This window comes from Nostoc mirabile CHAB5784 (genome assembly GCF_020829645.1).
GTDB classification, from domain to species: domain Bacteria; phylum Cyanobacteriota; class Cyanobacteriia; order Cyanobacteriales; family Nostocaceae; genus Nostoc; species Nostoc mirabile.
In genome coordinates, this window is sequence record NZ_JAIVFS010000021.1 from 86,853 (window position 1) to 112,878 (window position 26,026).

The 26,026-nt window shown below is 42.3% G+C and carries 21 protein-coding genes; 13 read left to right on the plus strand and 8 right to left on the minus strand.

The features are described 5' to 3' along the window. Positions 1–27: 27 nt before the first annotated feature. Complete coding sequence (locus tag LC653_RS15905; protein WP_229495386.1) at positions 28–1,728, minus strand: serine/threonine-protein kinase; 1,701 nt, start codon at positions 1,726–1,728, stop codon at positions 28–30. Between the two features lie 194 nt (positions 1,729–1,922). On the opposite strand from LC653_RS15905, the gene LC653_RS15910 reads away from it, so the two are divergent. Continuing rightward, on the plus strand, positions 1,923–3,491 hold the full coding sequence (locus tag LC653_RS15910; protein ID WP_229495387.1) for a phenylacetate--CoA ligase family protein: 1,569 nt from the start codon (positions 1,923–1,925) through the stop codon (positions 3,489–3,491). 107 nt (positions 3,492–3,598) lie between these two features. On the opposite strand, the gene LC653_RS15915 is transcribed toward LC653_RS15910, so the two are convergent. Further along, entirely contained in the window at positions 3,599–4,282 is a 684-nt protein-coding gene (locus LC653_RS15915) for a transposase (protein ID WP_229495388.1), read from the minus strand. Between the two features lie 57 nt (positions 4,283–4,339). Here LC653_RS15915 and LC653_RS15920 point away from each other — a divergent pair, with 57 nt between their 5' ends. After that, on the plus strand, positions 4,340–4,543 hold the full coding sequence (locus LC653_RS15920; RefSeq protein ID WP_229495389.1) for a hypothetical protein: 204 nt from the start codon (positions 4,340–4,342) through the stop codon (positions 4,541–4,543). 101 nt (positions 4,544–4,644) lie between these two features. On the opposite strand, the gene LC653_RS15925 is transcribed toward LC653_RS15920, so the two are convergent. Both LC653_RS15925 and LC653_RS15930 read right to left on the minus strand, forming a co-directional pair. Further along, a complete protein-coding gene (locus LC653_RS15925) occupies positions 4,645–5,280 on the minus strand; it encodes a HEAT repeat domain-containing protein (protein WP_229495390.1) in 636 nt (211 codons plus the stop codon). Beyond that, the gene (locus LC653_RS15930) at positions 5,192–6,496 is read right to left on the minus strand and encodes an NACHT domain-containing protein (RefSeq protein WP_229495391.1); all 1,305 of its coding nucleotides are present in this window, start codon (positions 6,494–6,496) and stop codon (positions 5,192–5,194) included. Before LC653_RS15930 ends, LC653_RS15925 begins: the two co-directional genes overlap by 89 nt. A 170-nt stretch (positions 6,497–6,666) precedes the next feature. On the opposite strand from LC653_RS15930, the gene LC653_RS15935 reads away from it, so the two are divergent. The 4 genes from LC653_RS15935 to LC653_RS15950 all read left to right on the plus strand — a co-directional run bounded on the left by LC653_RS15935 (position 6,667) and on the right by LC653_RS15950 (position 8,461). Continuing rightward, a complete protein-coding gene (locus tag LC653_RS15935; RefSeq protein WP_229495392.1) occupies positions 6,667–6,906 on the plus strand; it encodes a hypothetical protein in 240 nt (79 codons plus the stop codon). 226 nt (positions 6,907–7,132) lie between these two features. Further along, positions 7,133–7,354: a hypothetical protein gene (locus tag LC653_RS15940; RefSeq protein ID WP_229495393.1), complete on the plus strand. Its 222-nt coding sequence runs from the start codon at positions 7,133–7,135 to the stop codon at positions 7,352–7,354. A 121-nt stretch (positions 7,355–7,475) separates the two neighbouring features. Further along, a complete protein-coding gene (locus tag LC653_RS15945) occupies positions 7,476–7,868 on the plus strand; it encodes a hypothetical protein (RefSeq protein ID WP_229495394.1) in 393 nt (130 codons plus the stop codon). Between the two features lie 218 nt (positions 7,869–8,086). After that, positions 8,087–8,461, plus strand: coding sequence for a DUF433 domain-containing protein (locus LC653_RS15950; protein WP_229495395.1), 375 nt, complete (start codon positions 8,087–8,089; stop codon positions 8,459–8,461). Positions 8,462–8,943: 482 nt separating this feature from the next. Here the strand turns inward: LC653_RS15950 and LC653_RS15955 are convergent, their stop codons facing one another. Beyond that, on the minus strand, positions 8,944–9,531 hold the full coding sequence (locus LC653_RS15955) for a Uma2 family endonuclease (RefSeq protein WP_229495396.1): 588 nt from the start codon (positions 9,529–9,531) through the stop codon (positions 8,944–8,946). Between the two features lie 153 nt (positions 9,532–9,684). Between LC653_RS15955 and fni the strand changes: the two genes are divergently transcribed. From fni to LC653_RS15970, 3 genes are all read left to right on the plus strand, one after another. Further along, positions 9,685–10,734, plus strand: coding sequence for a type 2 isopentenyl-diphosphate Delta-isomerase (fni, locus tag LC653_RS15960; protein ID WP_229495397.1), 1,050 nt, complete (start codon positions 9,685–9,687; stop codon positions 10,732–10,734). 128 nt (positions 10,735–10,862) lie between these two features. Then, entirely contained in the window at positions 10,863–12,698 is a 1,836-nt protein-coding gene (gene sppA / locus LC653_RS15965) for a signal peptide peptidase SppA (protein ID WP_229495398.1), read from the plus strand. A gap of 825 nt (positions 12,699–13,523) precedes the next feature. Continuing rightward, entirely contained in the window at positions 13,524–15,314 is a 1,791-nt protein-coding gene (locus LC653_RS15970; protein WP_229495399.1) for a pre-peptidase C-terminal domain-containing protein, read from the plus strand. 344 nt (positions 15,315–15,658) lie between these two features. Here LC653_RS15970 and LC653_RS15975 read toward each other — a convergent pair whose 3' ends face one another. Further along, on the minus strand, positions 15,659–17,077 hold the full coding sequence (locus LC653_RS15975) for a folate/biopterin family MFS transporter (protein WP_229495400.1): 1,419 nt from the start codon (positions 17,075–17,077) through the stop codon (positions 15,659–15,661). A gap of 296 nt (positions 17,078–17,373) precedes the next feature. After that, positions 17,374–18,192, minus strand: a complete 819-nt coding sequence (locus tag LC653_RS15980; RefSeq protein ID WP_229495401.1) for an Npun_F0296 family exosortase-dependent surface protein — start codon at positions 18,190–18,192, stop codon at positions 17,374–17,376. Between the two features lie 433 nt (positions 18,193–18,625). Between LC653_RS15980 and LC653_RS15985 the strand changes: the two genes are divergently transcribed. From LC653_RS15985 to LC653_RS16000, 4 genes are all read left to right on the plus strand, one after another. Further along, positions 18,626–19,915, plus strand: a complete 1,290-nt coding sequence (locus tag LC653_RS15985) for an anhydro-N-acetylmuramic acid kinase (protein ID WP_229495402.1) — start codon at positions 18,626–18,628, stop codon at positions 19,913–19,915. A gap of 117 nt (positions 19,916–20,032) precedes the next feature. Further along, entirely contained in the window at positions 20,033–20,479 is a 447-nt protein-coding gene (locus LC653_RS15990; RefSeq protein ID WP_229486663.1) for a hypothetical protein, read from the plus strand. Between the two features lie 221 nt (positions 20,480–20,700). Then, positions 20,701–21,714, plus strand: coding sequence for a glycosyltransferase family 2 protein (locus tag LC653_RS15995; protein ID WP_229495403.1), 1,014 nt, complete (start codon positions 20,701–20,703; stop codon positions 21,712–21,714). A 1,368-nt stretch (positions 21,715–23,082) separates the two neighbouring features. Then, complete coding sequence (locus LC653_RS16000) at positions 23,083–24,636, plus strand: serine/threonine-protein kinase (protein WP_229495404.1); 1,554 nt, start codon at positions 23,083–23,085, stop codon at positions 24,634–24,636. 464 nt (positions 24,637–25,100) lie between these two features. Here LC653_RS16000 and LC653_RS16005 read toward each other — a convergent pair whose 3' ends face one another. Next, positions 25,101–25,298, minus strand: coding sequence for an NblA/ycf18 family protein (locus tag LC653_RS16005; RefSeq protein ID WP_041565841.1), 198 nt, complete (start codon positions 25,296–25,298; stop codon positions 25,101–25,103). Positions 25,299–26,026: the final 728 nt, after the last annotated feature.

Below are 26,026 nucleotides of genomic sequence, written 5' to 3' on the forward strand. Positions count from 1 at the left end.
GTCCCCAGTCCCCAATCCCCAGTCCCCTTAATTGCCAGATTGTACTTTACTGACTTGATCGGCTGCGATCGCATACCAAATTTGACCGAAAGTCTGTTGATTGAGTTTCCCACGATCCTGATCGGGAAACAACCGATCAAATTTTTCATTTGCGTCTTTGGTCAACTGATCAATTGTATAGTTCCCAAATTGCCGCGATCGCGCAAGTCGTCTCCATGTTACATAATCTTTTTGACTATATTTACCCAATTTCCGACGAGCTGTTGTACTGAGGTCAGCCTGTTCTAGTTTATCCAACAAATCGTCAGCAATACCAGACCATTCATCTCGTAAACCAGCGTCTTCAGATTTAGATGTTAGGCTACGTCCCTTTAGTTCTGGTTTTTTTGTATAAAATAAATCATCTACAAAAGGAGTAAAAAATCCTTCGGTAATTTCTAGCTGTTGACGACGACTGATAATTTCCTGAAGATTGCGATTTTTTCCTTTGTCGCTGACTGGTTTACCGATTGGATTTGGTAATTGTGGAATTTGCGGTAATGAAATTGATGGAATGGTGATTGAAGTTACGCTCCGAATAACTGCATTTACCACCGCCAAAGTACCTGCACCAGTTAAAACAATTAAAGCTGTTCCCCCTAAACTCATGACAAAAGGGCGAATCCATACAGGCCAAGATATCGGTTTCGCTATTGCTTGCGTTTTGTTCTGGAATCTACTCACAACAGCACTGGCGCGTTGTCTTCCCGGAGCAACTACCATCGTCTTAATCTTGGTGGTAATATAATTACCTGGGGATTTAGTCGCAGTTGGCGATGGTAAATCTTTGAGGATTTGCTCGGCTTGTTGATAGCGATCGCTCGGTTTATAAGCCAACATCTTTTTTAACACCGCTTCCAGTTGCGGACTAACTCGGATTTCCTTTCCCCATCCCCAAATTCCCTGATAGCTGTCGTATAATTTTTGCGGCTCTTTCCCTGTGAGCAACACCAGTGATGTCACCGCTAAAGAATATAAATCACTACTAAAAAATGCTTTTCCTTGCCGTAACTGTTCTTCTGGTGCGTAGCCTTTTTTACCTAGCAAAGTGTTATTTCCAACCAACTTAGTCCGCCAAAAACCTTGAGAAGCCGGCAATTGCTTGACACCACCAAAATCAATCAGCACTGGGAGATTATCAGAACGCCGCCAAATTAGATTATCAGGAGAGATATCACGATGAACTACATCTCGTGAGTGGATGTAAGATAACACCGGTAAAATCTGTTGCAGTAAGGTGATTACTTCCTCTTCACTAAAGGTTTTTCCTTGACTCTGACGCTGTTCTAATAATTGGTAATAATTATCACCATCCACATAATCTTGCACTAGAAAGAAAAAATCTTTAGTGCCTATCTTCACTTGTAGCGAGGCGTGAAAACGGGGAATTTGTGAATGCTGGAGTGTTTTCAGGACATTTGCTTCTCGTTCAAACAACTCTTTAGCTTTTTGTAAATCTTGCTTTTCTTCTACTTGGGGTGCAAATTCCTTCAGCACACAGGTTTGATGAGATTTAGTTCTATCCTCCGCCAAATAGGTGCGTCCAAAGCCCCCTTGTCCTAATTGACGGATAATTTGATAGCGATTATCCACCATCTGTCCCACAGCAAGAGGTAATGGTTCACCACAATGGGTGCAAAAGCGGTTCCCACCATTATTTGTGTGTTGTTTACTGCAATAGAGCTGCATGGTGCCCAAGGATAAATTAAGGTTTTATTGAATGACTACAACGCGCATACCCTCATTTTCGGATATCCTACGAATTACGTTAGCGACGCGCTTTCTCGTATCCGCGTACTCTTGCAGGGATCTTGCTACGCGCAGAGTCTCGTAGAGAGCGTCATTACGAATTACGAATTACGAATTACGAATTACGAATTATCATGAACTGGAAATCAAGACAGCAGCAAGTAATTAAAGCATTTGAAGATTTTTTGTCTACCCCCCTAGAAACGATACTGCAACGGCATCTCAACACTCAAACTTCGGCAGCTTTGAGTTTATTTCACGATGTGGCGGCTAATGTACCTGCCTACAAGGCTTTTTTAGCAGAAAGGGAAATTAATCCCGCGACTATTCAAACCTTAGAGGAATTTCAAAAACTACCAGCGATCGCTAAACAAAATTATATACTGCGTTATCCTTTGGCTGACTTGTGCCGCAATGGGCAACTCCAAGGGTGCGATATGATAGCTGCTTCTTCAGGTTCCAGTGGTAAACCGACATTTTGGCCTCGTTTTTTCACAGATGAACTCCAAATCGCCACACGTTTTGAACAGATTTTTCACGATAGTTTCTATACAGATACCAGACGTACCCTAGCAGTGATTTGTTTCACTTTAGGCACTTGGGTAGGTGGAATCTTTACCACCAATTGCTGTCGTTATCTTGCTAGCAAAGGTTATCCCATCACTGTAATTACTCCTGGTAACAACAAAGAAGAAATCTTGCGAGTTGTTCAGGAATTAGGTTCAGAATTTGAGCAAGTGGTGTTATTGGGATACCCGCCATTTTTAAAAGATGTGATTGATACTGGTATCGCTCGTGGGGTGGAGTGGCAGCAATATCAGATTAAATTAGTGATGGCGGGAGAAGTATTTAGTGAAGAATGGCGGAGTTTGGTTGGCGAAAGAGTTGGTTCACAAAATCCTTGCTATGATTTTGCATCACTTTACGGCACTGCGGATGCCGGAGTTTTGGGTAATGAAACACCGTTAAGTATCTGTATTCGCCGTTTTTTGGCAGAAAATCCTGATGCAGCTAGAGCTTTATTGGGGGAATCGCGTTTACCCACGTTAGTACAGTATGATCCTTGCAGTCGCTTTTTTGAAGTTGAAGATGGCGGATTGCTGTTTTCGGGAGATAACGGTATTCCCTTAGTGCGTTATGACATCTTGGATACTGGCGGGATAATTAGTTATGATGCCATGCTGCAATTTTTAGCTGAATGGGGATTTAATCCTGTTGCAGCGTTAGAGAACTCAGCACTGGCTCAACGCCCCGCTATCGCTAACAGCACTCCCCACTCCCCACTCCCCACTCCCCACTCCCCTAGAGGTATTCATCAGCTACCTTTTGTTTATGTCTTTGGGCGTTCTAACTTTACAGTTTCTTACTTTGGTGCAAATATCTATCCCGAAAATGTGACGGTGGGATTAGAACAACCAGTAATTCAAGAATGGGTGACAGGTAAATTTGTGTTGCAAGTGAAGGAAGATGCTGACAAAAACCGATTTTTATCTGTGGTTGTGGAATTAGGAGCAGGGGTAGAGGGTAGTGAAGATCGAAGAGAAGCGATCGCATCTTCTATTCTTTCACAACTGCTACGCCTAAATAGCGAGTTTGCTAATTATGTTCCGGTAGAATATCAAATACCACAGGTTACATTAGCGCCAATGGGTGATTTTGAATATTTCCCTATTGGGGTGAAACATCGTTATACCCGTCAATAGGCATTCCCATTCTGTTTACAATATCTGTTTTACTAGGGGCGATCGTATTTCTTGGATTTGGATAAATTTACAAAATGCACAAGTATAAGACGCGATGAATCGCGTCTCTACAAGGGGGAATGGGGTGGTTGTTTGCGATCGCGTTCCCAATTGATTGGGTTATTGATAATATATTGTCTAATTTTATCGAGGGCGAATTCATTACGAATTATGTTGTCATGGAACCTTCCTTGCCATCTAAAACCTTGATAGATTTGATTAATTTCAAATGTACATCGTCCTTTGTACCACCTAACAATTTTAGAAAGAGAATTTTTAGACAACATTGGGTTAAACAACCCAGTAACCCCACCCCGTTGCCCATCCCCCCTTGTAGAGACGCGATTCATCGCGTCTTCTTCCTGTGTTTGATTCATCACGCCTTCTTCTCGTATTTGATTCATCGCGTCTTCTTCCTGTGTTTGATTCATCACGCCTTCTTCTCGTATTTGATTAATAATCAAAATCCCATGAATATGATTAGGCATGACGCAAAACGAATCTATCTGGCAATTAGAAAAATGATTAGGAATCTCGTACCACAATTTATGAGCAATTTCTCCAATTGGTGATAGCTGCATTCCACCCTGCACAACCTCACCAAAAAAGCATTTCTTCCCGTCGGTGCAAATAGTAACGAAATATCCAGCATTACTGGCATAACTCCATGCTGGCAAACGGGTTGAGTCAATTCGATATTTACCTTTGTATTTGGGTTTGTTGTTTTCTGGTTGAGGATCGTAATGATTCATGATTACATCTTTGATTGATACAAAAATTTATGCAATTATTGCTTTGTATTGATGTAATTGCCAACCCAAAAAACTCGGAATTATTCCCGCTATGTAAATGACGGAAAGGAAGAAGACGCGATGAATCGCGTCTCTACAAGGGGCGATCGCAAAAACGATCGCATTCCCATTCTGTGTACAATATCTGTTTTATTAGGGGCGATGTCTGCGACGGGCTACGCCTACGCATTCCCTGGATTGCGGAAATATCGGACGCGATAGATTTACGAGACGTTTACGAGATGCGATGAATCGCGTCTTTACAAGGGATTGCTGCTTCTACATTTCGCTTATGTTTTGGCTGGAGGAAGTATTTTTCTTTCCTACTCTCCATCTTTCACTTTCTCTTGTTGATGCCAAGCTTGATAAAAAACGGGGTAGGGCATACTTTGGGCGCACTTCCAGATAACTTTGTAGCAATTATCAAATCGCTTAAAGTCATTTTTGTAAGTTTCAGGTGATAAGTAATCCTTCAACACGGTGACAACACTCGGCATCTGTTCCTCTAACATAATTTTCTCTAAGCTATCTGCCGCTTGGCTTCGGGTATCATCATCCAGTTGTGGATTGCCGATTAACTCCACCAAAGCATCAATCGCTTTTTGGTTGCCAGAGCCAATTTCCTTTAAGCTAATTGCCGCTCGCCTTCGGGTATAATTATTCAGTTGTGGTTTGCCGATTAACTCCACCAAGGCAGCGATCGCTTTTTGGTTGCCATTTTCTTTCCATTTGTAAAACTCTTCCACAAACTGCTGATAAAGTCCGGCTTTAGTTTCCGGTAAACCTTTGTCGGAACCTTGCCAAGTGCTACACAACAGCGCTAACCGCAAAGGATTTTTAACTAAATCTTGGATGCGCTGACGTTCTGCTTTATCTAATTCCTGCCATAATTTTTCCCCTTTGTCTGCATCCTTGTTGTGAAACCAACGCCCAATAAACTCTTTGTTGCGGATATTCAAAATTGAGTAACCGATACGTCTCAAAATTTTCTAAAGCGTTGGCGTTTGCTTCCCAAACATTCACCCGACAAGTCAGCACAACCCGCGCATTTTTCACCCATCCCGTCAACTGCTGGGAAATCTCAGTTAATGGTTGGAGTGAAGACATTTCATCTGCTGCATCCAACAACAACCACACACGATTATTCTTGAATAAATCTGCGAAAGCGTTTTCCTGTTCTTCTACACGCACCACTTCTAAAGCATTCTTCAGCCAATCTTGCAGCAGATAATTTTCTACACTCTTTCCTTGCAAGTCTGCCAAAGAAATCCAAATTGGTAAACCCAGATTGCTGTTTAATATCCAGAAAGCTATAGTTTGCAACTGAGTAGTTTTTCCCGCACCCGGTTCTCCAATTAGAGCAATGCGGTGTCCTTGAGTTTTACCAACACCATCACGGATAATTTTCTCTAAAAAAGCCTCATGTTCAAATCGCTGCTTCTCTTCATAACTCGGTTCGTAAAGCCGCGAACCTTGTTCTGGGGAAATATCCTCGCTGCACTTCTTCGGTTTGTTACGCTCCACCAATGCTAAAGGTACATGAATTGCCTTAAAATCATCAAATTTATTGTCATCATCAGCAAACAGCAACTCATTTGTGGTGAGACGCTTGTGCTTTTCCAGCATAGTGCCGCAGATTTCTTGCCAGTCAATGCTTTTATCTGCTGTTTGTATCTGAGATACTGTTGAAGAATTTGTCTTTGGGTGTTGGTTCCACTTCTGGTTAACAACTTCGAGATTTTCTTTTATCGTCGCTGTCTGATGTTTTAGCGTCAAGGTAAATTTCCAATAACCTTGATTCTTTCTAGCTGGTTCGTCTTCTCGCACTCCCAACTCTTTCAAGCAGTCGAGTGCAGCTTGAAGTTCTTGTAATTCTCTTTCTTTGTGAGAAACGCTAGATTCTGCTTTTTGCCGGAGAAGTTTTACAGTTTTGCCAGCATTTTTAATCTGTTGGAGTAAATCTTCCTTCTTTGTACCAACTTCAGTTGTTTTAGTTCTGTTTCCTGTTGTCTTTTTGATTTCATATCCTGTGATTCGCAGCTTATCAGCATTCCAGACAACGCAAAGTGGAAGTTTTGACTCACAGTCTGGCTTTTCCGACAGTTGCAGCAATGCTTCTACCAGACTTAATACATTCTCTAAAGTTAATTTATCCCAACGAATATGCCTCGGCATCAGTTAAATATCAAGAAAATCTTAAGAAATTTGAGTTACCCAAACAAACACGCTTCCCCAAACCGCAAAAGCTGACGATACAAGCATTATAGACGTTGCGTGGGGGATGTGTCTGGGGAAATACCCAAAAAAATAATTCATCTTGTCAACCAAAAAACAAGGTGAATGAGATGTCTGCTAAAAAACCTGATAAAAGTGTAAGTCAAAGAGCGATCGCTTTCTTACTAATTCTGCAAACAATGCTAATTGGCGTAAATGCCGAAAACCGTATTCAGCAAGGAGACTCACCAATCGAGGTTTTAATGTGGATGATTAACCAGTGTATTCCAGTCCTGAAACAAGCCAGCAGTTTCCAAGAAAAACAGAAAAAGAGCCTGTTACCCAAACATCGCCGTTCTGAGGATCAATAATATCACAAGCCCCTCTTTGCAAGCTTACGATGTACACACAAGTCTTCTAGAGTTGCCCCACGGGCTTTAGATCCCCCCAACCCCCCTTTTTAAGGGGGGCAAAACCTTTCAAAGTCCCCCTTTTTAAGGGGGGCAAAACCTTTCAAAGTCCCCCTTTTTAAGGGGGATTTAGGGGGATCTAAAACGTTTTGCTAGCAATCAGGGGACTTTTCAAACATTCTCTAAGGTGCGTTCAGAACACAAGTCCATTCGTCCAGAACACAAGTCCATTCGTCCAGAACACAAGTCCATTCGTCCAGAACACAAGTCCATTCGTCCAGAACACAAGTCCATTCGTCCAGAACACAAGTCCATTCGTCCAGAACACAAGTCCATTCGTTCAGAACACAAGTCCATTCGTTCAGAACACAAGTCCATTCGTTCAGAACACAAGTCTATTGTCGTGTAATTACTGAGCTAACAATCCAATCTTCTTACAAAAAACACCTTTTTTTGCAAGTTTTACTGAACCACTATACTGTCCCATTGAGACACTCTAGAAAGATAAGTTTAGTAAAAAGTATGCATTGATGCCACGCCAAAAAAGAACCTCTCCCGTGCTAGAAAAAACCGAACAGAGAGTAATCGGATTTAAATCGATTAATTCCAGCCTCGACTTTGGTGATTCCATCAGTTTAAACCATTTAACCCAGTTAATCGGGCAACTCCGCAACCAGATCGACGAGTATAATATGATGCTAACTGCCATTGACTCAGCAAGGGCAAAAATAGAAACCCTTGAAAAGACCATTCGGGAAACTTCAGAACGCTTAGTCAGTGGTGTAGCATTGAAGTATGGTAAAGATAGCCGGGAATACGAGATGACAGGCGGGGTACGCAAAAGCGATCGCATTCGTAAAGCCAGCATTACGCGGATAAAATCCACCGCAGAGTTAAAAGCGGCTTCTACACAGACGGCGTAATGAGCAACAAGTAGGCATCATTCACCGTGAATGATGCCCATGTTTGGCAATTGCACTTGTCTGTGAGATACCATAAAGCTAGTAGTCCACCACACTAACTTTGATAGGTGAATAAGTTCGTAGTAAGGACTTTAGTCCTTGATTTGAGCGCTGAAGCGCTCACTACAAACCAAGCATTGTTGACTTGGCGGACTGCTAGATTCTTAAGGAGTACAAATATGACTCCAGGATCAAATGGGCAAGTTTCAATTATTCGTACCGAGCGTGGACTAACGATTTCAGGCACACGCATCACTTTGTATGACGTGATGGACTATGTGACAGAGCAGTACCCGCCCAAGTTTATCCGTGCCATGCTCAACCTCACAGATGAACAAGTACATTGTGCGCTATCTTACATTGATGCACATCGTGCCGAAATTGAAGCAGAGTATCAATTAGTTCTTAAGGAAACTGAGGAGCTGCGGCAATATTACGAGGAGCAAAATCGCGAGCTGATTGCTCGCATTGCTGCAAAACCTCCAAGACCAGGTACAGAAGCAATTCGAGCAAAGCTTCGAGCAGAACGAACTAAGCTTGAATCGCAAGCATGAAGCTTCTGATCGATCATAATTTACGTTGAAGGTCGTGAAACCCAACAAAGCTCTGAAAATGTTGGGTTTCGTTCCTCAACCCAACCTACTGGCGTGGCAAGGCTAAAATGTTGCAAAAATAATGTAGGTTGGGTGGAGGCTTTGCGTAACCCAACATCCTGATATATGTTGGGTTGCGCTCCGCTCCACCCAACCTACGTCTACGTTTAATGCACTATTTTAAGCTTGCCACGCTACTACTAGCGTGTCAAGGCTAAAATGTTGCAATAAATTAGCGCTAAAAACATTGAATTTAAAAGTTCAAAGCCCATTTTATAATGCACAACTTTAGCCTTGACACGCTACTACATTGGAGTTATTTTTAAGCTTAACCGAACAGTATTGCACCCCCAACCCCTCCCCGCAAGCAGGAGGGGAGACAAAGAATAGCTTTGGCGGGGTGGGGTTCTTCGGATTTAATAAGCAATCAACCAGACATGAGATTATTCCTCAATCAACTCAAAATTAACCCGTTCGTAAATATCACGCAAGGCAATTTGAAAATCGATAGAATCTAAGACTAAAACTGCTTCTTCACCTTCATATTCCTTAAAAATCCATTGACCTTCTGCTTGCTTGGCAAATTGTTCCACAGCAAAACTATACTGGTCAATCATAATATATTCTTGAAAACCAGGAATTGAACGATAGTATTTAAACTTATCTGTTTTGTCAGAATTTTTAGTTGAATTTGATAAGACTTCAATAATTAACAAGGGATTAGTAATAGTTGTTGTACCTGTTCCCTCATAAATAGGCTTACCTTTGATGACTATAACATCAGGATAAGTATAGAGACGATACAAAGGTATCCATACTTTAATATGGCCTATGTAGATGTCATAATCTTGTCCTTGCACTGTGAAAGGGAATTTTCGACAAAAATTTCCGGCAATTTTATTGTGATTAGTTGTCTCTCCTATGATTGGTATAATTTCTCCATCTTTGTATTCATTTTTATATTCAGCCTTCTCTTCTAATTCCAAATATTCTTCTGGGGTGTAGTAGCGCTTTTCTGTTTGTAAAACCATATTAATTAACTCACAAAATGAGGGAATGGGTATGTTATCAATAGCCTAACGTACCCTAAAGATAGCGAAAATAAATATTTTTGTTATCAAAAGTCGGTTGCAGACAATGTAACAATAGCGATCGCAAGCCAATACTTTTAGCCATACCTACCAGTGAACGCCCCTACCAACATCTCTGCACAAACTCAAAATCGCAAAGCCGATCACATTCGCATCTGTTTAGAGGAAGATGTTCAGTCTCATCAAATCACCAATGGACTGGAACGTTATCGCTTTACCCATTCTTGCTTACCCGAACTCAACCACAACGATATTGATATCAGTACAACTTTCCTGGGGAAACACCTTGGCGCACCTTTGTTAATTTCTTCCATGACTGGCGGAACGGAACAAGCCGCAATCATTAACCAACGTTTGGCCCAAGTCGCGCAACACTACAAAATTGCAATGGGTGTCGGTTCCCAGCGCGTAGCAGTAGAAAAACCCCAGGTAGCTGATACTTTTGCTGTCCGCAAGTATGCCCCCGATGTTCTGCTATTTGCGAACTTGGGCGCTGTGCAACTTAACTATAAGTACGGCTTAGATGAATGTTTGCGCGTAGTTGATATCCTAGAAGCTGATGCCCTGATTTTACACATTAACCCTCTACAAGAGTGCATTCAACCCAAAGGTGATACTAACTTCCGGGGTTTGCTTGACAAAATATCTAAATTGTGCAGTAAACTGCCAGTGCCAGTAATTGCGAAGGAAGTTGGTAACGGCATTTCAGCAGCGATCGCTAACAAACTCATTGCCGCCGGGGTAGCAGCAATTGATGTAGCTGGTGCGGGGGGTACTTCTTGGGCAAAAGTAGAAAGTGAACGGGCAGAAAATCCCTTACAACGTCGCTTAGGGAGGACGTTTGCCGATTGGGGTTTACCGACGGCAGAGTGTATTACAACTATTAGAGCGATCGCTCCAGATGTGCCCTTAATTGCTTCGGGAGGTTTGCGTCATGGATTGGATATTGCAGCAGCGATCGCCTTGGGAGCAGATATAGCTGGTTTAGCAATGCCTTTTTTGCAAGCAGCAGCAACATCAGAGACAGCAGTAGCCGAACTCGCTGAAGTATTAATCGCTGAAATCACCACAGTTTTATTTTGCACTGGCAACGCCACCTTGTCTCAGTTAAAACACTCTGGTAGTTTACAGCGCATAGAATAGGTAAATAGGTCATTAGTCATTAGTCATTAGTCATTAGTTAGTTGTTTTTCCAATACCCATGCCCAATGCCCAATGCCCAATGCCCAATGCCCCATGCCCAATGCCCAATGCCCAATAACTAATAACTAATGCGTAATTTTATCAAACAAACTTTTGCTAGTTTAATTGGCACCTTACTAGGACTAATTATTTTTGGTGGTCTGGGAACCACTGGATTGTTCTTGCTGATATTGGCTGCTAGCTCCTCTAAAGATACTGGGCCAAATGTGAAAGATAAGTCAGTGTTGGTTTTTGACTTGTCGATGAAAATTACTGATAACAAACCTAGTTCAGACGAACTGTTTCAAAACACAATATCAGGTGTGGATGACGAAAGGATGGCACTCCGCAAAATTGTGGAAACTTTGGAAAAGGCGCGGCGCGATCCGCGAATTGTCGGAATCTACTTGGATGCAACAAGCACAAGCCAAGGTGGTAACGTTGGCTATGCCTCCCTGAAAGAAATTCGGAAAGCGCTGGAAGAGTTTCGCGCTGCGGGGAAAAAGATTGTCGCTTATGGCAGTGATTGGAGTGAAAAGGAATATTACCTTAGTTCAGTGGCAGATTCCATTGTACTGAATCCTCTAGGAATGATGGAAATCAACGGTTTGAGTTCGCAACCGATGTTCTTAGCGGGAGCATTGCAGAAATATGGCATTGGTATTCAAGTCGTGCGGGTGGGGAAGTTTAAGGGGGCAGTTGAACCGTTTATCCTCACAAAATTGAGTCCAGAAAACCGCGAACAAACTCAGAAATTGTTGGATGATGTTTGGGGAGAGTGGCGCACTACTGTAGGCGCAAGTCGGAAAATTGAACCTAACCAGTTGCAAGCGATCGCAGATAATCAGGCACTACTGGAAGCCAGGCAAGCCAAAACCACCCGTTTAGTCGATCGAGTAGCATACCCCGATGAAGTGGTAACTGACCTGAAAAAGTTGACAGATAGCGATAAAGACGACAAAACATTCCGACAAATTAGCCTGAATAGCTATGCAGAAGTTTCTGGCAAATCTTTGGGTGTAGAACGTAGCTCAAAAAATCAAATTGCCATTGTTTATGCTGAGGGCGAGATTGTCGATGGTAAAGGAGAAGATGGGCAAGTAGGAGGCGATCGCTTTGCCAAAATCTTCAACAAACTACGACAAGATAAAGATGTGAAAGCTGTTGTACTACGGATTAATAGTCCTGGTGGTAGCGCTACCGCATCTGAAGTCATGCAGCGAGAAGTGAAATTAACTCGTGAGGCAAAACCGGTTGTAGTGTCAATGGGTGATGTAGCCGCCTCTGGTGGTTACTGGATTGCTAGCGACTCTAATCGCATTTTTGCCGAACCAAATACCATTACAGGTTCAATAGGTGTGTTTGGGGTGTTGTTCAATGGTGAAAAGCTGGCTAATGATAATGGCATCACCTGGGATTCGGTAAAAACTGGAACCTATGCTGATAGTCAAACAGTTTCGCGTCCGAAATCGCCCCAAGAGTTGGCACTTTATCAACGCAGTGTTAACCGAATTTATAATATGTTTCTGAATAAAGTTTCTCAAGGTCGCAAACTCCCAGAACAAAAAGTGGCAGAAATTGCCCAAGGGCGGGTTTGGTCTGGTGTGGCAGCGAAGGAAATTGGTTTGGTGGATGAAATTGGCGGTTTGAATACTGCGATCGCGTATGCTGCCAAGCAGGCGAAACTAGGAGAAGACTGGGAAGTGCAAGAATATCCTCGCACTAGCAGTTTCGGAGAACGATTTTTTGGACGTGCAACTGAAGAGGTGCGGACTGCTTTAGGAATTGAGGAGACGCAACTCAAACAATCCAATCCCCTTACCCATGAATTCCAAAAGTTGCAACAGGAAATCGGAATTCTGCAAAAGATGAACGATCCACAAGGGGTTTACGCCCGCTTACCTTTCAACTTGAAGATTGAGTAGATGCTTTTTCTAAGTCTTATATCATGTCCGGGTAATTAATTATGATTCCCATAGTTATTGCAAAATTGAAAATTTGGTGGGGGTTTTAAACCAATACAGTTCAGTTAAGCATTTTTTCCTTCTCTCTGTGTCGCGCCAGTTGCTTCTCCCAAGGGGAGACGCTGCGCGAACAAGTCGGGGAACCCGCCCAACGCACTGGCTTCTCTGCGCCTAATAAGGTTCGTTAAAAAATTTGATTTCACAAAGGGTTTTAGCCTTAACCCAAGCGTATTGGGTTTTAAACCCAAGTTCGCTACGGTCACGGGCAGGAGGCAGTATTCCAACTGAGCCTCCTGCCTCCTGCCCTCTGCCTTTCTTGATAAATCAGTATATTCAAACAATAATTAATTAAAATTTACATTTATATATAAATGTCTTATTAATCATACTTATTGAAATCTTAAAGTTTTGATAAAGTAGTTGATGTAACCTCGTACTTCATTATAATGAAATAATTACAGCGTCGGTTAAAAAAAAGTTTGGAAAAAGAACCAAAATATTTGCTCAAATTACTTACTATTTGGGTCATAAATTAAGGGACTTTTAAAAAAGAAATTATCTAATTTTTTAGAGTAGGCGTCTCGCTCGTGCACAAGCAAAGGCGGGCTTTTAGGGTCACCCTACAATAAATAGCTGGATATTTTTTTCTTTAGAAGTTATTAACCAAATAATTTAGTGGTTTTTAATTTAGATTACACAAATGGCAAGTAATCTACATTGAACTGATGAATAGTTTTTTGACTGAGGCTGAACTTACGTATTAGTGAGAAATTCAGGAGAAATAACATGGCATTTATTTTCGGCAAAACAACTGCTGACAATCTTTCTGGGACTTCGGGAAATGACACGATAGTTGGTTGGGCTAGTGGTGGTAATGCCAATAGTCCCTCCGGTAACGACACTTTAAATGGTTTGGCTGGTAACGATTCCCTCGCAGGTGGGACGGCAAACGACAGTCTAATCGGTGGGGATGGCAATGACACACTTGATGGGGGCTTGGGTACTGACACTCTACTAGGTGGTGCAGGCAGTGACACCTTTAGAGGCAGTCAGGGTAACGACAGCATTAATGGCGGAGATGGCATAGATACCGTAGACTACAGTCAACTAGGTCAGAGCATTACCTTGTCAGGTGTTGGAACCATTGAAAAAGCTGGCGGATTTGGGCAAGACCAACTCTTTAGAGTAGAAAAGGTTATTGCTAATGCTAATGTTGCCAACAACACCATAGATACATCCCAATCTTTGGCTGGGGTAGCTATCACCGTTAACCTGCGAACCCAAAGTTTGGTTGCCAATAACGTTCCTGGCTTGGGAACATTGTCATTTACAGCAGTCAACTTTGATAATATCATCGGCACAAATGGAAATGACAGCATTGTTGGCGACACGCAAGATAACCGATTATCCGGTAATAATGGCGATGACACACTTGATGGGGGCTTGGGTACTGACACTCTAATAGGTGGTGCAGGCGACGACACTTACTTCGTTGACACTACTCTTGATAGGATTACAGAGGCTGCGAATTCAGGCACAGATAGCGTCCGGTCTTCTGTCACCTACGCACTAGGCTCCAATTTGGAAAACTTGAGGTTGAGGGAAGGTAGCGACATCAACGGCACAGGTAACAGTGTTAGCAACTTCCTTTTTGGTAATACTTCTAACAACACTTTGAATGGCGTAGGAGGCAATGACACTCTAGATGGTAATAATGGCAATGATATCCTCAATGGTGGTGATGGCAATGATAGTCTACAAGGCGGACCCGGCAATGACGTACTCAATGGCGGGTCTGGAGACGACATCCTCATCGGTGTTTTCCCTGGTAGTCCGCTTCCACCTGGAATAGGGGAAACTGATAACTTCACTGGCGGGGCTGGGGTAGATAGATTTATCCTGGGGGACGCTGTAAATGTTTTCTACGACGATAACAACACTACCAGTCCTGGTTTTGGGGACTTGGCTACTATTATTGACTTCGACTCTAGCCAAGATCAAATTGAACTCAAAGGACCTCTACAAGACTACCGCCTGCAAGTTGTTGGAAGCAACACACGAATATTGTTAGACAAATCGGGAGCAGAGCAAGATGAAATCATAGGTATTCTGCAAGGGAAAACCAATCTTAGACTTGATAGTGATGACTTCCTTTTCTATGAGCGGGAAAATGCTGGAGAAGCTACAAACAACTCACTAGACAGCGCTGAAGGTTTAGGTTCCTTATCATCAGGCTCAGACGTTAATCTCTTGGCCCAGTTAACAACAGTTCAACCAGGGGATAATTCTGATTTCGACTTTTTTACATTTTCTTTAGCAAATCCAGGAACTGTCACTATTAGTACGGTGACATCGGGAGATACAGTTCTCGGTCTGTTTGACAGTACTGGAACTTTATTACAAAGTGACGACGATAGTGGCTTAGACCAGGGATCATTAATCACTAGTTTCCTGGGTGCAGGTACGTACTCCATTTCAGTGAGTAAATTTGGTTTCTTGCCTGAAAATGGCGGAATTTTCTCTGGTAGCACCTCTATACCTGATCTTTCTTATACCCTAGAAGTCAGTTTGGTATAAGAACGTTGTCAACTTAAGAAAGTCCTGACATCACAAGGCAGATTCAAGGATACTTTTCCTCTTGGCTAAGGGAACACGGCGACGTGTCCCCCTTACCCGACAAAAGACTATTTACAAGGCAGCGCTAAGGGGTTTCCCCCATGAGCGACTGGCGTCGGCTCTGCCGATTTGTACCCCTACGGGGAAGCTAGCTACGCTCTTAGCGTTCCCGCTCTTTAGCAACTGGCTCTCAAAAGTCAAAAATTTTGTATATTAAGGCTTTTGCAAGTTTTAAAATGGTAGCTTGATTTACGCCGCGCTGTACTAGTCCTATTATTGTTACTTTGCACGAAAATATTTAGCCGCTAAAAAGAATTTTTTTCCGACTCTGGTTCTCTCAGTATCAACTCAGACATCAAATCTGGCAAAAACGCTTGTTCCCCATCAATGGATGTTTCAGTTTCTTCTTCAGCAGCAGGTAGCCAGTTGATAAATGGTAGGGGTAACAGCGTGCTGAGGTTAGTAATTACTACCAATAGCCAAAGTGATTCAAAGTTCGTTGCGGTAATCCCCAGCCAATAGGTGATTAATGCCCCGAATGCGTGGGAAACCGTTCCTGCTGAATTAAACACCGACATTAACAAGGCAAATAATGTCGCTTCCACACCAGAGGGACAAAGCCTTGCTGCTAAAACCATCACTTGCATAAAAGCAATTTTCCCCATCACAGTGAGAATAAGGCTATCACCCAAACTAAACCAGTGGTCATCTATACCTAACCGCCTGTTTGCGTGAGTCACTAACAACAGCATCGTCATCCCCAAAATTGACGAAAGGACAGTACTCCAAGCAAAAATCACGCGAAAAGGGATGTTTTTGAGGAAACGTTGAAAAATCCAAACACCTGCTAAAGAAGCGAAACTTGTCACCAAGTGGACTCGCCCCAAAAATTCTGGTTCAAAGTGGAGTTCGTTGGTAGCGAAGTAGAAAAAGGCTGAGTCAGCATTTGGGGTAGCTTGCCAGATGAAGATAAACGCCGTTGGTAGCCAAATTCTTTTTTGGGTAATGGCTTGGCGTAGCTGCCCCAGTTGATGTTTGATTGGTAAAGAGTTGGTCTGATTACTATCTTGAGAATCTTTGCTAACGGGGGACTCAGCAATTAACCAAGCTACCCCTGAAACGATGAGAGGGAATAAGGCGGTAATTCCAAAGACAGTACGGGTAGTAAAGTATTGGAGCAGCAGACCGCTAAAGTATGCTGTTATCAAACCTCCGATCGCAGAAGCACCCCAGCACAGAGATTGTAATGAACCGGCTTTTGCTTGGGATTCGCCTCTAGCTCGTTCCACAACCAGCGAGTCAACTATGACATCACTCATGGCGACACTAAGAGAACCAAGAGCGATCGCTAATGTAGCTGCCCAGCTAGTATGAACTATTGTGGCCAGACTCGCCCAAGAAGCAGTTCCCAGTATCCCGGATAAAATCAAATAAGGACGCCGACGATAGCCAAATATAGGTAAGCCATCAGAGATGAAACCAAACACCGGCTTTATCATCCAAGGTAGGAAGACAATTCCCAACAGCGCTGACACCTGGACTGGACTCAGCAGCAGTTCATCTTTGAGGAAAAAGCTAACGGCTAGACGGGATAATCCTAAAATTCCTTGGACAAAATAAACGGTGAGAATTGCAATTAACTCTGCATTAGGTTCATTACCCAAGAAGATTTTTTGTGTTAATGAGTCTTTGACCTTGGACAAGCCAGATGATTGAAGCACCATTCGATAAATATTTTTTAAGTTTTATCTACTTTTCTATCATATCGATTCTTAGGATGTGGGCTTTGTGTCAGTCCTACTCTGAAAGCTTGCTGTGGGTTACGTTGTCCGTAGGAGAAAATCTGATCATCAATTGCAAAAGGATTAGGGCGAGTTTACCTAAGTAAGCTCGCCCTAATTTGTATTTAAGATTAAATTGTCGTCGGAAGTTTTTAAATCCAGCTTACGGCACACTACGCGAATGTGGAGCCTGGAGTTAGGGTATAGATAAAATCAGGAAAATCTTACTGAGCCAAGATTTAATGAGATTGGCTGACGCTTTGCAACTTCTCGTTCTTGCGCTTGCGAAGAAACATACCACCTACAGTCAGCATACCCAAGATAACACTAGGCTCAGGAACAGCTTTAGGGTCAAAACCTGTAAATCTGTCAGTTCCTAGATGGAAAGAATGGTTGTCGCTTTCAAATCCTCCACCACCTGCTTGGGTAATGACAATCTTGTTGAAAATATCGCTGCTACTATCTGAGTAGAAGTGAAGGTAGCCATTTCCTTCACCGTTATGCTGTGAAACCTTAATTGGAGCAACTGGGTTCACATCCGCAGTTGTAAATGATTTGATCAGAGTATTGCGATTGTAGAAGGAAAAAACGTTACCAGAACTGATAGCTCCCCAGTCAATACCAAAATAATTGAGGTAATTGTCAAGGTTAATTGTGACTTTATCACCGTTGAAAACTGCCAAATAATTACCATTATTATTGACTTCACCGTTTGCCCCAGCTGGTGCCCATTGATCTAACTTAACACTGCTGTTTTGACCAGTTTCAAATGAGTACTTAGCGAAACCAGTGGTTGGCGCTTGACCATCATTGAAGTTAACAGTTGTCGTACCGGGAAGCTTAGTAAACTCAGAAAAAGCACCTTGGTTAGTTTCTCCATTAGGGCCTGCAATCCCTGTAGTTATCTGGAAGGAAATAGCCTGGGCAGAACCTGCATACATAAATGAAGAGATTGCAGATAAAGATAGAGCAGCAATGCAAGCAATTTTTTTAAAAGACATAATTTTGAGATTCTGTATTTCTATTTGTTGATCAATTCGTTTGCGACTTGAATTCATTATGGAATGCCTTACATAAGAAACAACATGATGAAATCACTGGATTTTCACTTACTCGTTAATTCATATATCTGGCAAATATTTTGCTGTGTTTTAGGATCTAAATAAGTAATTTCACTTGGCAAAAGAATGGATAAACTATCTGTTCTTTATCTGAAGATAAAAAAGTTGTAAATTTAGATTATATATATTAAGAATTTGTATCTTCGGATGTTGTGATTATTAAGGACTAATAAAGATCACGGACAGTCTTGGAGAAGGCTGTTTCCTGCTCAATAGAAATAGATACGTGGTCATTGCTATTGGTTTTGACATTCTTCCCTTGCTCTGCCTACTCCTGTTTCTCCAGTCAACTATGCCACCTGAGTTTTTTTGACATCGGTAGTAACATGAATTAAACTACCTCTTGCAATCAACAAAAGAATCTTTATCAATGCATCCGACTGAAGAAGCTGCTGTTCCTACTCGCGTTATTGGTTTAATTAGTGGCACATCCGTAGATGGCATAGACGCTGCGTTGGTAGAGATTTCCGGTACAGAATTGGATCTCAAAGTTGAGTTGGTAGCTGGGGCAACATATCCTTATCCAGATGAACTCAGAGAAAGAATATTGGCAGTTGGTGCAGGCGTTGCCATCTCAATGGCAGAATTGGCAGAAATAGATGATGCGATCGCTATTGTCTTTGCCCAAGCCGCCCAAAATATTCAAATTGGTCATCAGCCAGCTACTCTCATTGGCTCCCACGGTCAGACAGTTTATCATCGACCACCTGCGGATAGGGAAATGGAAAACAAAACCACTCCCTACTCCCGTTCGGCTACGCTCACGGCAAGCCCACTCCCTAGTACAAACGCAATTAATCGCGTCTCTGCCCACTCCCCACTAGGCTACAGTCTCCAACTAGGGCGCGGTGCATTAATTGCCCATCTTACGAGCATTACAACGGTGAGCAACTTTCGCGTTGCTGATATCGCTATTGGTGGTCATGGTGCGCCTCTCGTGCCTAGAGTAGATGCCTATTTACTCAGTCATCCTGAAGAAGGGCGTTGTATTCAAAACATTGGTGGTATTGGTAATGTTGCTTATGTTCCGTCTCGGCATGGCGACTGGCTCTCAAAAATTCGCGCTTGGGATACTGGCCCAGGAAATAGTCTGTTGGATCTAGCGGTGGAGCATTTAAGCGCTGGTGCTAAAACTTACGATGAAGATGGCAATTGGGCAGCCAGTGGTACTCCTTGCCATCCATTGGTAGAACAATGGCTCAACCAAGACTATTTTCATCTGCCGCCGCCCAAATCCACTGGTCGAGAGTTATTTGGTGTGACTTACCTGCATGAGTGTTTAGAAGATGCCCAAGCATACCAACTCAACCCTGCCGACATACTGGCAACTCTCACGGAACTTACAGCTGGTTCAATTGTTCATAGTTACCGCACTTTTTTGCCGGAAATGCCACAACGAGTACTATTATGTGGCGGTGGTAGTCGCAATCTGTATTTGAAAAGTCGATTAGAGTTGTTGTTGCCATCAATACCAGTCTTGACTACAGATGAAGTTGGTTTGAGTGCAGATTTTAAAGAAGCGATCGCCTTTGCAGTTTTAGCCTACTGGCGACTTTTGGGTATTCCTGGCAACCTACCTACTGCGACTGGGGCACCTCTTGAAGTGCTTTTGGGAGAAATTCACCAAAATCAGTACTCAGTGCTGAGACAGGAACAATAAACAAGATAAAAATTTCTTCATTCAGCACTGATTCAACGCCCCGCTATCGCTAACGCAACTTAGCACTGCTATAACTATAGTCTTGGCGGCACTCGATCAAGACAGGGAATATAGAAGGTGGCTCATACTTTTTTATTGGAACCAGGACGCTGGACAATGCAAGGAAATTGGCTGGAACGTAATGGTATGCCAATCAGCGTCAAGGGTATGACCTTGGTAGCTTGGAATCGAGATAACTGGTTCACTATGGCTACAAAACTGATATTTCCTGGTAGCGATCGCTCAGAAATCTCTCTGCAATACAAGGGGCGGCTGCATGAGGGAGAGCGTCAGTACACTTTTTTACTCCAGCATAATATTTTGGGGCAGATTGAAGGTGAAGGCTGGATTGGTTTAGATACTATTGTGCAGCGTTATTGGGTAATAGGCGATCGTCAACGTCGTAGTGGCTTTGAAACCCTGCACCGAATTTCGGAAGATAGATATTACCTCAGCAGTGGCATGTTGGCTGGTCATTTTTTAACTAACACAATGGAAGCTAGCCTAGAGCGTCAGTCAACCTAAGGGTAGCGCTGCCTCACTGCTATGCCTCTAGGCTGGAAGCCTCTGGCTCAAACAACTCTGGCAAGGCACTGCTTTCTAACGTCCAATCTCTCATGCCTGATCTTAAAGAGTCATCGTTTATTCTCACTGACCTACTGAGTTGTATACTAAATAAGAAATTATCAAATTATCGTTAGACTTTTAGTATTTTTACCGAACCGTGTAGTCTGGAGTCCAGTTTCATGAATCTTAAAGTCTCTGTCATTATCCCTGCTTACAATACTGAAGCTTATATTGCGAAGGCAATAGAGTCAGTTTTAGAGCAAACGCTCACAGATATTGAAGTTATCATAGTCGATGATGCTTCAAGTGATAAAACTGTAGAAGTCGCTAAAAGTTTTACTGACCCACGTCTCAAAGTAATAGTTAATCAACAAAACCTTGGGGCTGCTGCTGCCCGTAATCGTGCCCTTAGAGCAGCCCAAGGAGAATGGATTGCTGTGCTTGATTCAGATGATTGGTATGCTCCCGAAAGATTGTCCAAGCTTGTGTCACTGGCAAACGAAAGAAATGCAGACATGATTGCTGACGATCTTTATTTAATCGAAGATGGCGAAACATCTCCTTGGAGCACATTGATTCAAGAAAGTGAAGAACGTATAGATAAAATTCTCCAAATTGATATCGTTTATTTTGTAGAAACTGATGTCTATGGACAACCAGGATTGCATCTTGGTATAAGCAAGCCTCTATTCAAACGAGAGTTTCTGGTTAGGCACGGCATCGAGTATGATGATGCCATCAGGATGGGTCAAGATTTTTGGATTGATATGAAATGCTTAATCAAAGGAGCTCGCTTTTTCCTTGAGCCAAAACCCTATTATTTCTACCGCTCACGCCCCGGATCTCTTGTACATAAAAGCCAATTGTCACGTCTAAATCAATACTTGAATGCTAGTAATTCTTTCATGCAACAAGAAGTTGTGAAAAAAAATCCAGCTTTAATGCGTGCTTTGTCTTATAATAATTCAGTCTATAAAAAACATCTAGCTTACCTTAAAGTTGTAGAGCCTCTAAAGGAAGGAAAATGGTTAACAGCATTGACAGAAATGGGCAAAAACCCATACTTCTTTTATGATTTTATTTCCAGATTGAACAATATTATCGAACGTCGAATTCAATACTATGTGATGGGTAATAAATCAGTTTTTGACATTTCTTATAACATCCAGAGAGAACGCAAAACTACCAATTAGTACTATCACATTTTTCTCAATAAATAATCCATTCTTACGTAGTCAGAATGAGCCTGAAGGTTAAAAACGTGGTAAGGCAATAAGTATCTTTAATTATCCCTACTTACAAAATAAACGTAGGGGATAGCCTTGCTGGAGGTAAGAGGAAAGTACTAATTAAGCAAAACCTTAGTTGTAGACCATTGCTCACTAAAATTAAAATAACCTGAGTGTGACGAACCTCTCCCTGCCTTGAATTTTAGTTCAAGTCGTCCTTCTCCCACTCGGAGAGGGACGGTTTTGGGTAGTATAGCGGTTCTTGCTTGAGTAGGTACTGAACCCGACCCTTAAAAAATCTGACCTGCACGGCTTCATGTCGCCTCCTCAGGCTTTATCGAGAAAGGCAGAGGGCAGTTCTTGCTGAAGGCTTTTATGGAATTCTGATTCCAGCACTGAAGCCCGTGACCGTAGGGAACAAGGGTTTAAGACCCCCACCAAATTAAAAATTTGGTGGCTCTATTCAGGAGGGGTCTGAATCCTATAAGTGAATAGAACCTTCTGCCTTCTGCCCTCTGCCCTCAGCATAGTTGCCTTCTTCAATGATATTCAAAACTCCGCACTCATTACTCAGTTATTAGAACTCTGTGGTGAGTATGGTACTACCTAATTAAGGTTTTTGGCAGCTCCTAGAGTTATCTATTTAGTCAAAATTGGGCAAACTAAAATTAGACCACAATGAAAGTGCAAAATGGTACAAAATCTCATTATAAATCTACCCTTTCTGCTTGTTTGATCTGACATGTTGCACCAGTTGTAACAACCATCTCGGTTGCAAACCGCTAGATCATGCTTTCAATCTTCTAAAAGAGGACTGAAAAAAGCTAGTACCGCAAGGCGGAAGTAAAAAGTCAAAAGTTTTGTATATCAAGGCTTTTGCTTATTTAAAATGGTAGCTTGATTTCCGCCGCGCTGTACTACTACAGCAGCCCGTAAAAAGACCAACGATTGGAAATCGCCAAAAAGGCTAGTATATAAGCTTTTTAGCTTTTGGCTTCCATTTCTGCCTTGCGGTATGAGCCTGAAAAGTCATTTTTGGGCGCAATAAGATATCAGTTTGAACGAAAAGGCAGGGGGAAATGACCCAATTCTTCTTCTGTCTGTGGAATGAAGGGGGCACATAGGTTTGAGTCCCCACAACAACCAAGCGTGGTTCTCGTAAAGAGCGGGAAGCTAACGCAACACGCGGGGTGGTCACTGAGCAACGTCGAAGTGTCGAATCCCTTTCCTGTTCTATCCCCCTAGCTCCCAGCAAGAACTGCTCCCTTGCCTCTTTTTCAATGCACTTTTCCTCCTAAACACTTACAACCTGCTTTTGGATTCAAATTCTCTATGTCAGACCACAACATTGGTCGCTTACTTAGCAAACGCTACCAACTCCAGGAGTTAATCGGTACTGGAGCAATGGGTCGGGTTTATCGTGCTAAAGATACTTTGTTGGGAGGTGTACCTGTTGCGGTTAAGTTTCTGGCGCTATCAATTCAAAATGAAAAGATGCGATTGCAAGACCGCTTTGAGCGAGAAGCAAAAACCTGTGCTTTACTAGGGCAAAAAAGCATCCACATTGTCCGAGTCATGGACTATGGCGTAGATGACAATAACACTCCGTTCTATGTCATGGAATACCTACAGGGACAAAGCCTGAACAATATTATTCGCAAGCAACGACTGCCTTTACCAAGATTCCTGAGTATGGCGCGTCAACTCAGCCTGGGGTTACAGTGCGCTCATGATGGCATCCCAGTTGAGGGCAATATTTGCCCAATTATCCATCGCGATATCAAGCCAAGTAATATGTTGGTGATTCAAGATCCCAGTTTCGGAGAATTGGTCAAGGTTCTAGATTTTGGTATTGCTAAATTATTACAGTCAGATGGCGACCATACAAAATTCTATTTGGGGACATTGGCTTATTCTTCTCCCGAACAGATGGAGGGTAAAGAATTAGACAATCGTGCTGATATTTATAGTTTGGGTGTCATGATGTTTGAGATGCTCACAGGCAAAATGCCACTGGTGGCACCAACTCACTCTTTTGGAGCATGGTATAAAACACATCACTATCAAAAGCCACGTTCTTTTGCTGAGGTTGTGCCCGGATTAGAATTACCAAAAGAAATCGAAAATTTGGTGATGAGTTGTCTAGCTAAAGTACCACGCGATCGCCCCCAAAGTATCACTGAAATCCTCAGAGTTTTAGCATCTCTAGAAAAGCCTGAGCATTCACGCAAAATTAAGCAAGACAGCCATGCCCTAGTTCCTGCTATTACAGTGAGCAATGAGGTTGAACAAAAGACAAAAGGCGATTTGCGTGTATCCTGGTCAAACGATGAAATTGCTCGTGTCATTTCCTGGCCCCAAAATAAACCAGTTGCCGATATTGTGTTTCCCCAGCCGATTCATAGCAATGGGGAGCTTTTACCAGCTCTGTGGGTGATGCTACCGCAAGAGGAAATTCAAAAGCGCTTACTCTGTACCCGCTATAACCAATTTCTTTTTATCTCTATTCCCCATCCCATGCTGCTATGGATTACTGTCATCTACAACCGCAAACATGGCGCTAAATGGTTACCTTATTACCTTGATCTCAAAACCAGTCTTGGTCAAGAGATTACCCGGTTACTACAGCACACAGGTTACTACCGTCTGTTGTTCTTTGCGCGAGAGACACCAAATCGCTGTACCCATATCTTACTTTCCAGTGTCGCTTCTGCCCAGCGCCAACGGCTGCAAGAGTGGGTCGCAATGAGCAACACATTGATCTCTTCTGCCGACCCGCAAATTAGTAAAAGCTTACTCAAAAGTGAGTACGAAAAGATTAAGCCTCAAATTCTCGCAAAACTGCAAAGTATTGATACAGATTCTCCATACGATCTTTCCAGCTAGGAATAATTTATTCATATTACATGTATTAGATGTAACTAAGGGGTAGTTTTTTGAAGAATGTAAACTTTTATAAACAAAATATATATAAAGATGTAAGTTCTAGTTATATGTATAAAGAGTGAAAAAACTAGCTGCCAAATCACGGTTATCTAAATTCTCTCTCAGTCTTCCTGATATATTCCGGGAGATTGTAAATTTACGCAGGTTAATTTCCACACTAGACGAATCAAAAGGAAGTCTGGCTAAAGCAAACAGTAGATTTGTACTACAAAGTAAAGTAAGTCTAGACTCTAGCAGATGTGTCGTCGAAAAGCTTACTCATTGATTGTTAGTTTTTTGAATTGAATTTTTGCCCAACTTTTGCAGAATTGGTTATCGAAGTTGACGCCCCGACATCCCCAGCTCTTTTCCTCCTTGGAACCAAGCAAGAGAAGGAGGTCGTCCACTGCGACAGTAGAACGACTCTATGCCATAGTGGAACCGGAATCTAAGCCCCACTGGTGCTTAAGAAGCTCTTGATAAGTTGCCTCACGCACGACCATTTGCTCATAGAGCTTGACCAAAAAGTCTTTAGCTTGATCGTGGCTCATATTTTGCACCTGAGTAGCAAATGAGCAGATACTGAATTGCTGTTCCAAGGATAGTTTCATTGGCTGGTTCATAATTAACTCCGAAAAAAGAACGCGTAAAGGTGATATCGCTCACAGAAGTCCAAATGGGATAATAATTGGACTTATATCTGTCCAACATTTGTTCCTCCGTATTACGAAAGATAACAAGTGTTTGACATATTGCCCACATCCGAAGTGTGGACTTTTTCTGCTCTGATATCTTGCACCTAATCCTACTGATATACTACCCAAGTCAGCCGAGCCATATTCCGGAAAATATTCTCTGTTTGGTCTTGGATAAATATAACTACTTCTTGACTCCTTTTTGCTTTGCATAACTCTCCTTTGAGGAGATGAGCAGATTTTGTCCTGAATCCTCCATAGTTTCCCTGTTTAAGAAAACTAAGATGCTTTCTCCCCAATTTGGAGGAAGTTTCGGAGGGTTTGGACTTCAAGGAGGTTGGAGAATGGATGGTAATAAGCGTGAATTATAGTCGCTTCACCTTATTACGTGCAAGATGTAAATTTACCAATTTATGCAGATTTAACCTCTTTTAGGTCACTTTGGAAGCTAAAAATATTTGTATCAAATTGTAAAAAGTAAAAATGCTCATGCTGAACAAATTGCTGAGTATATCTACCAGATTTGTCCCAATACTGCTCGGTTAAGGGAAAATAGGTAGTGGAGTAAAGAATTATTTGTTCGCGTAACATACACGAGAACAAGCGCTGCTAAAAAGGTTGCTTATACCTGAAGGCACTCTCAAAAAAAATTAATT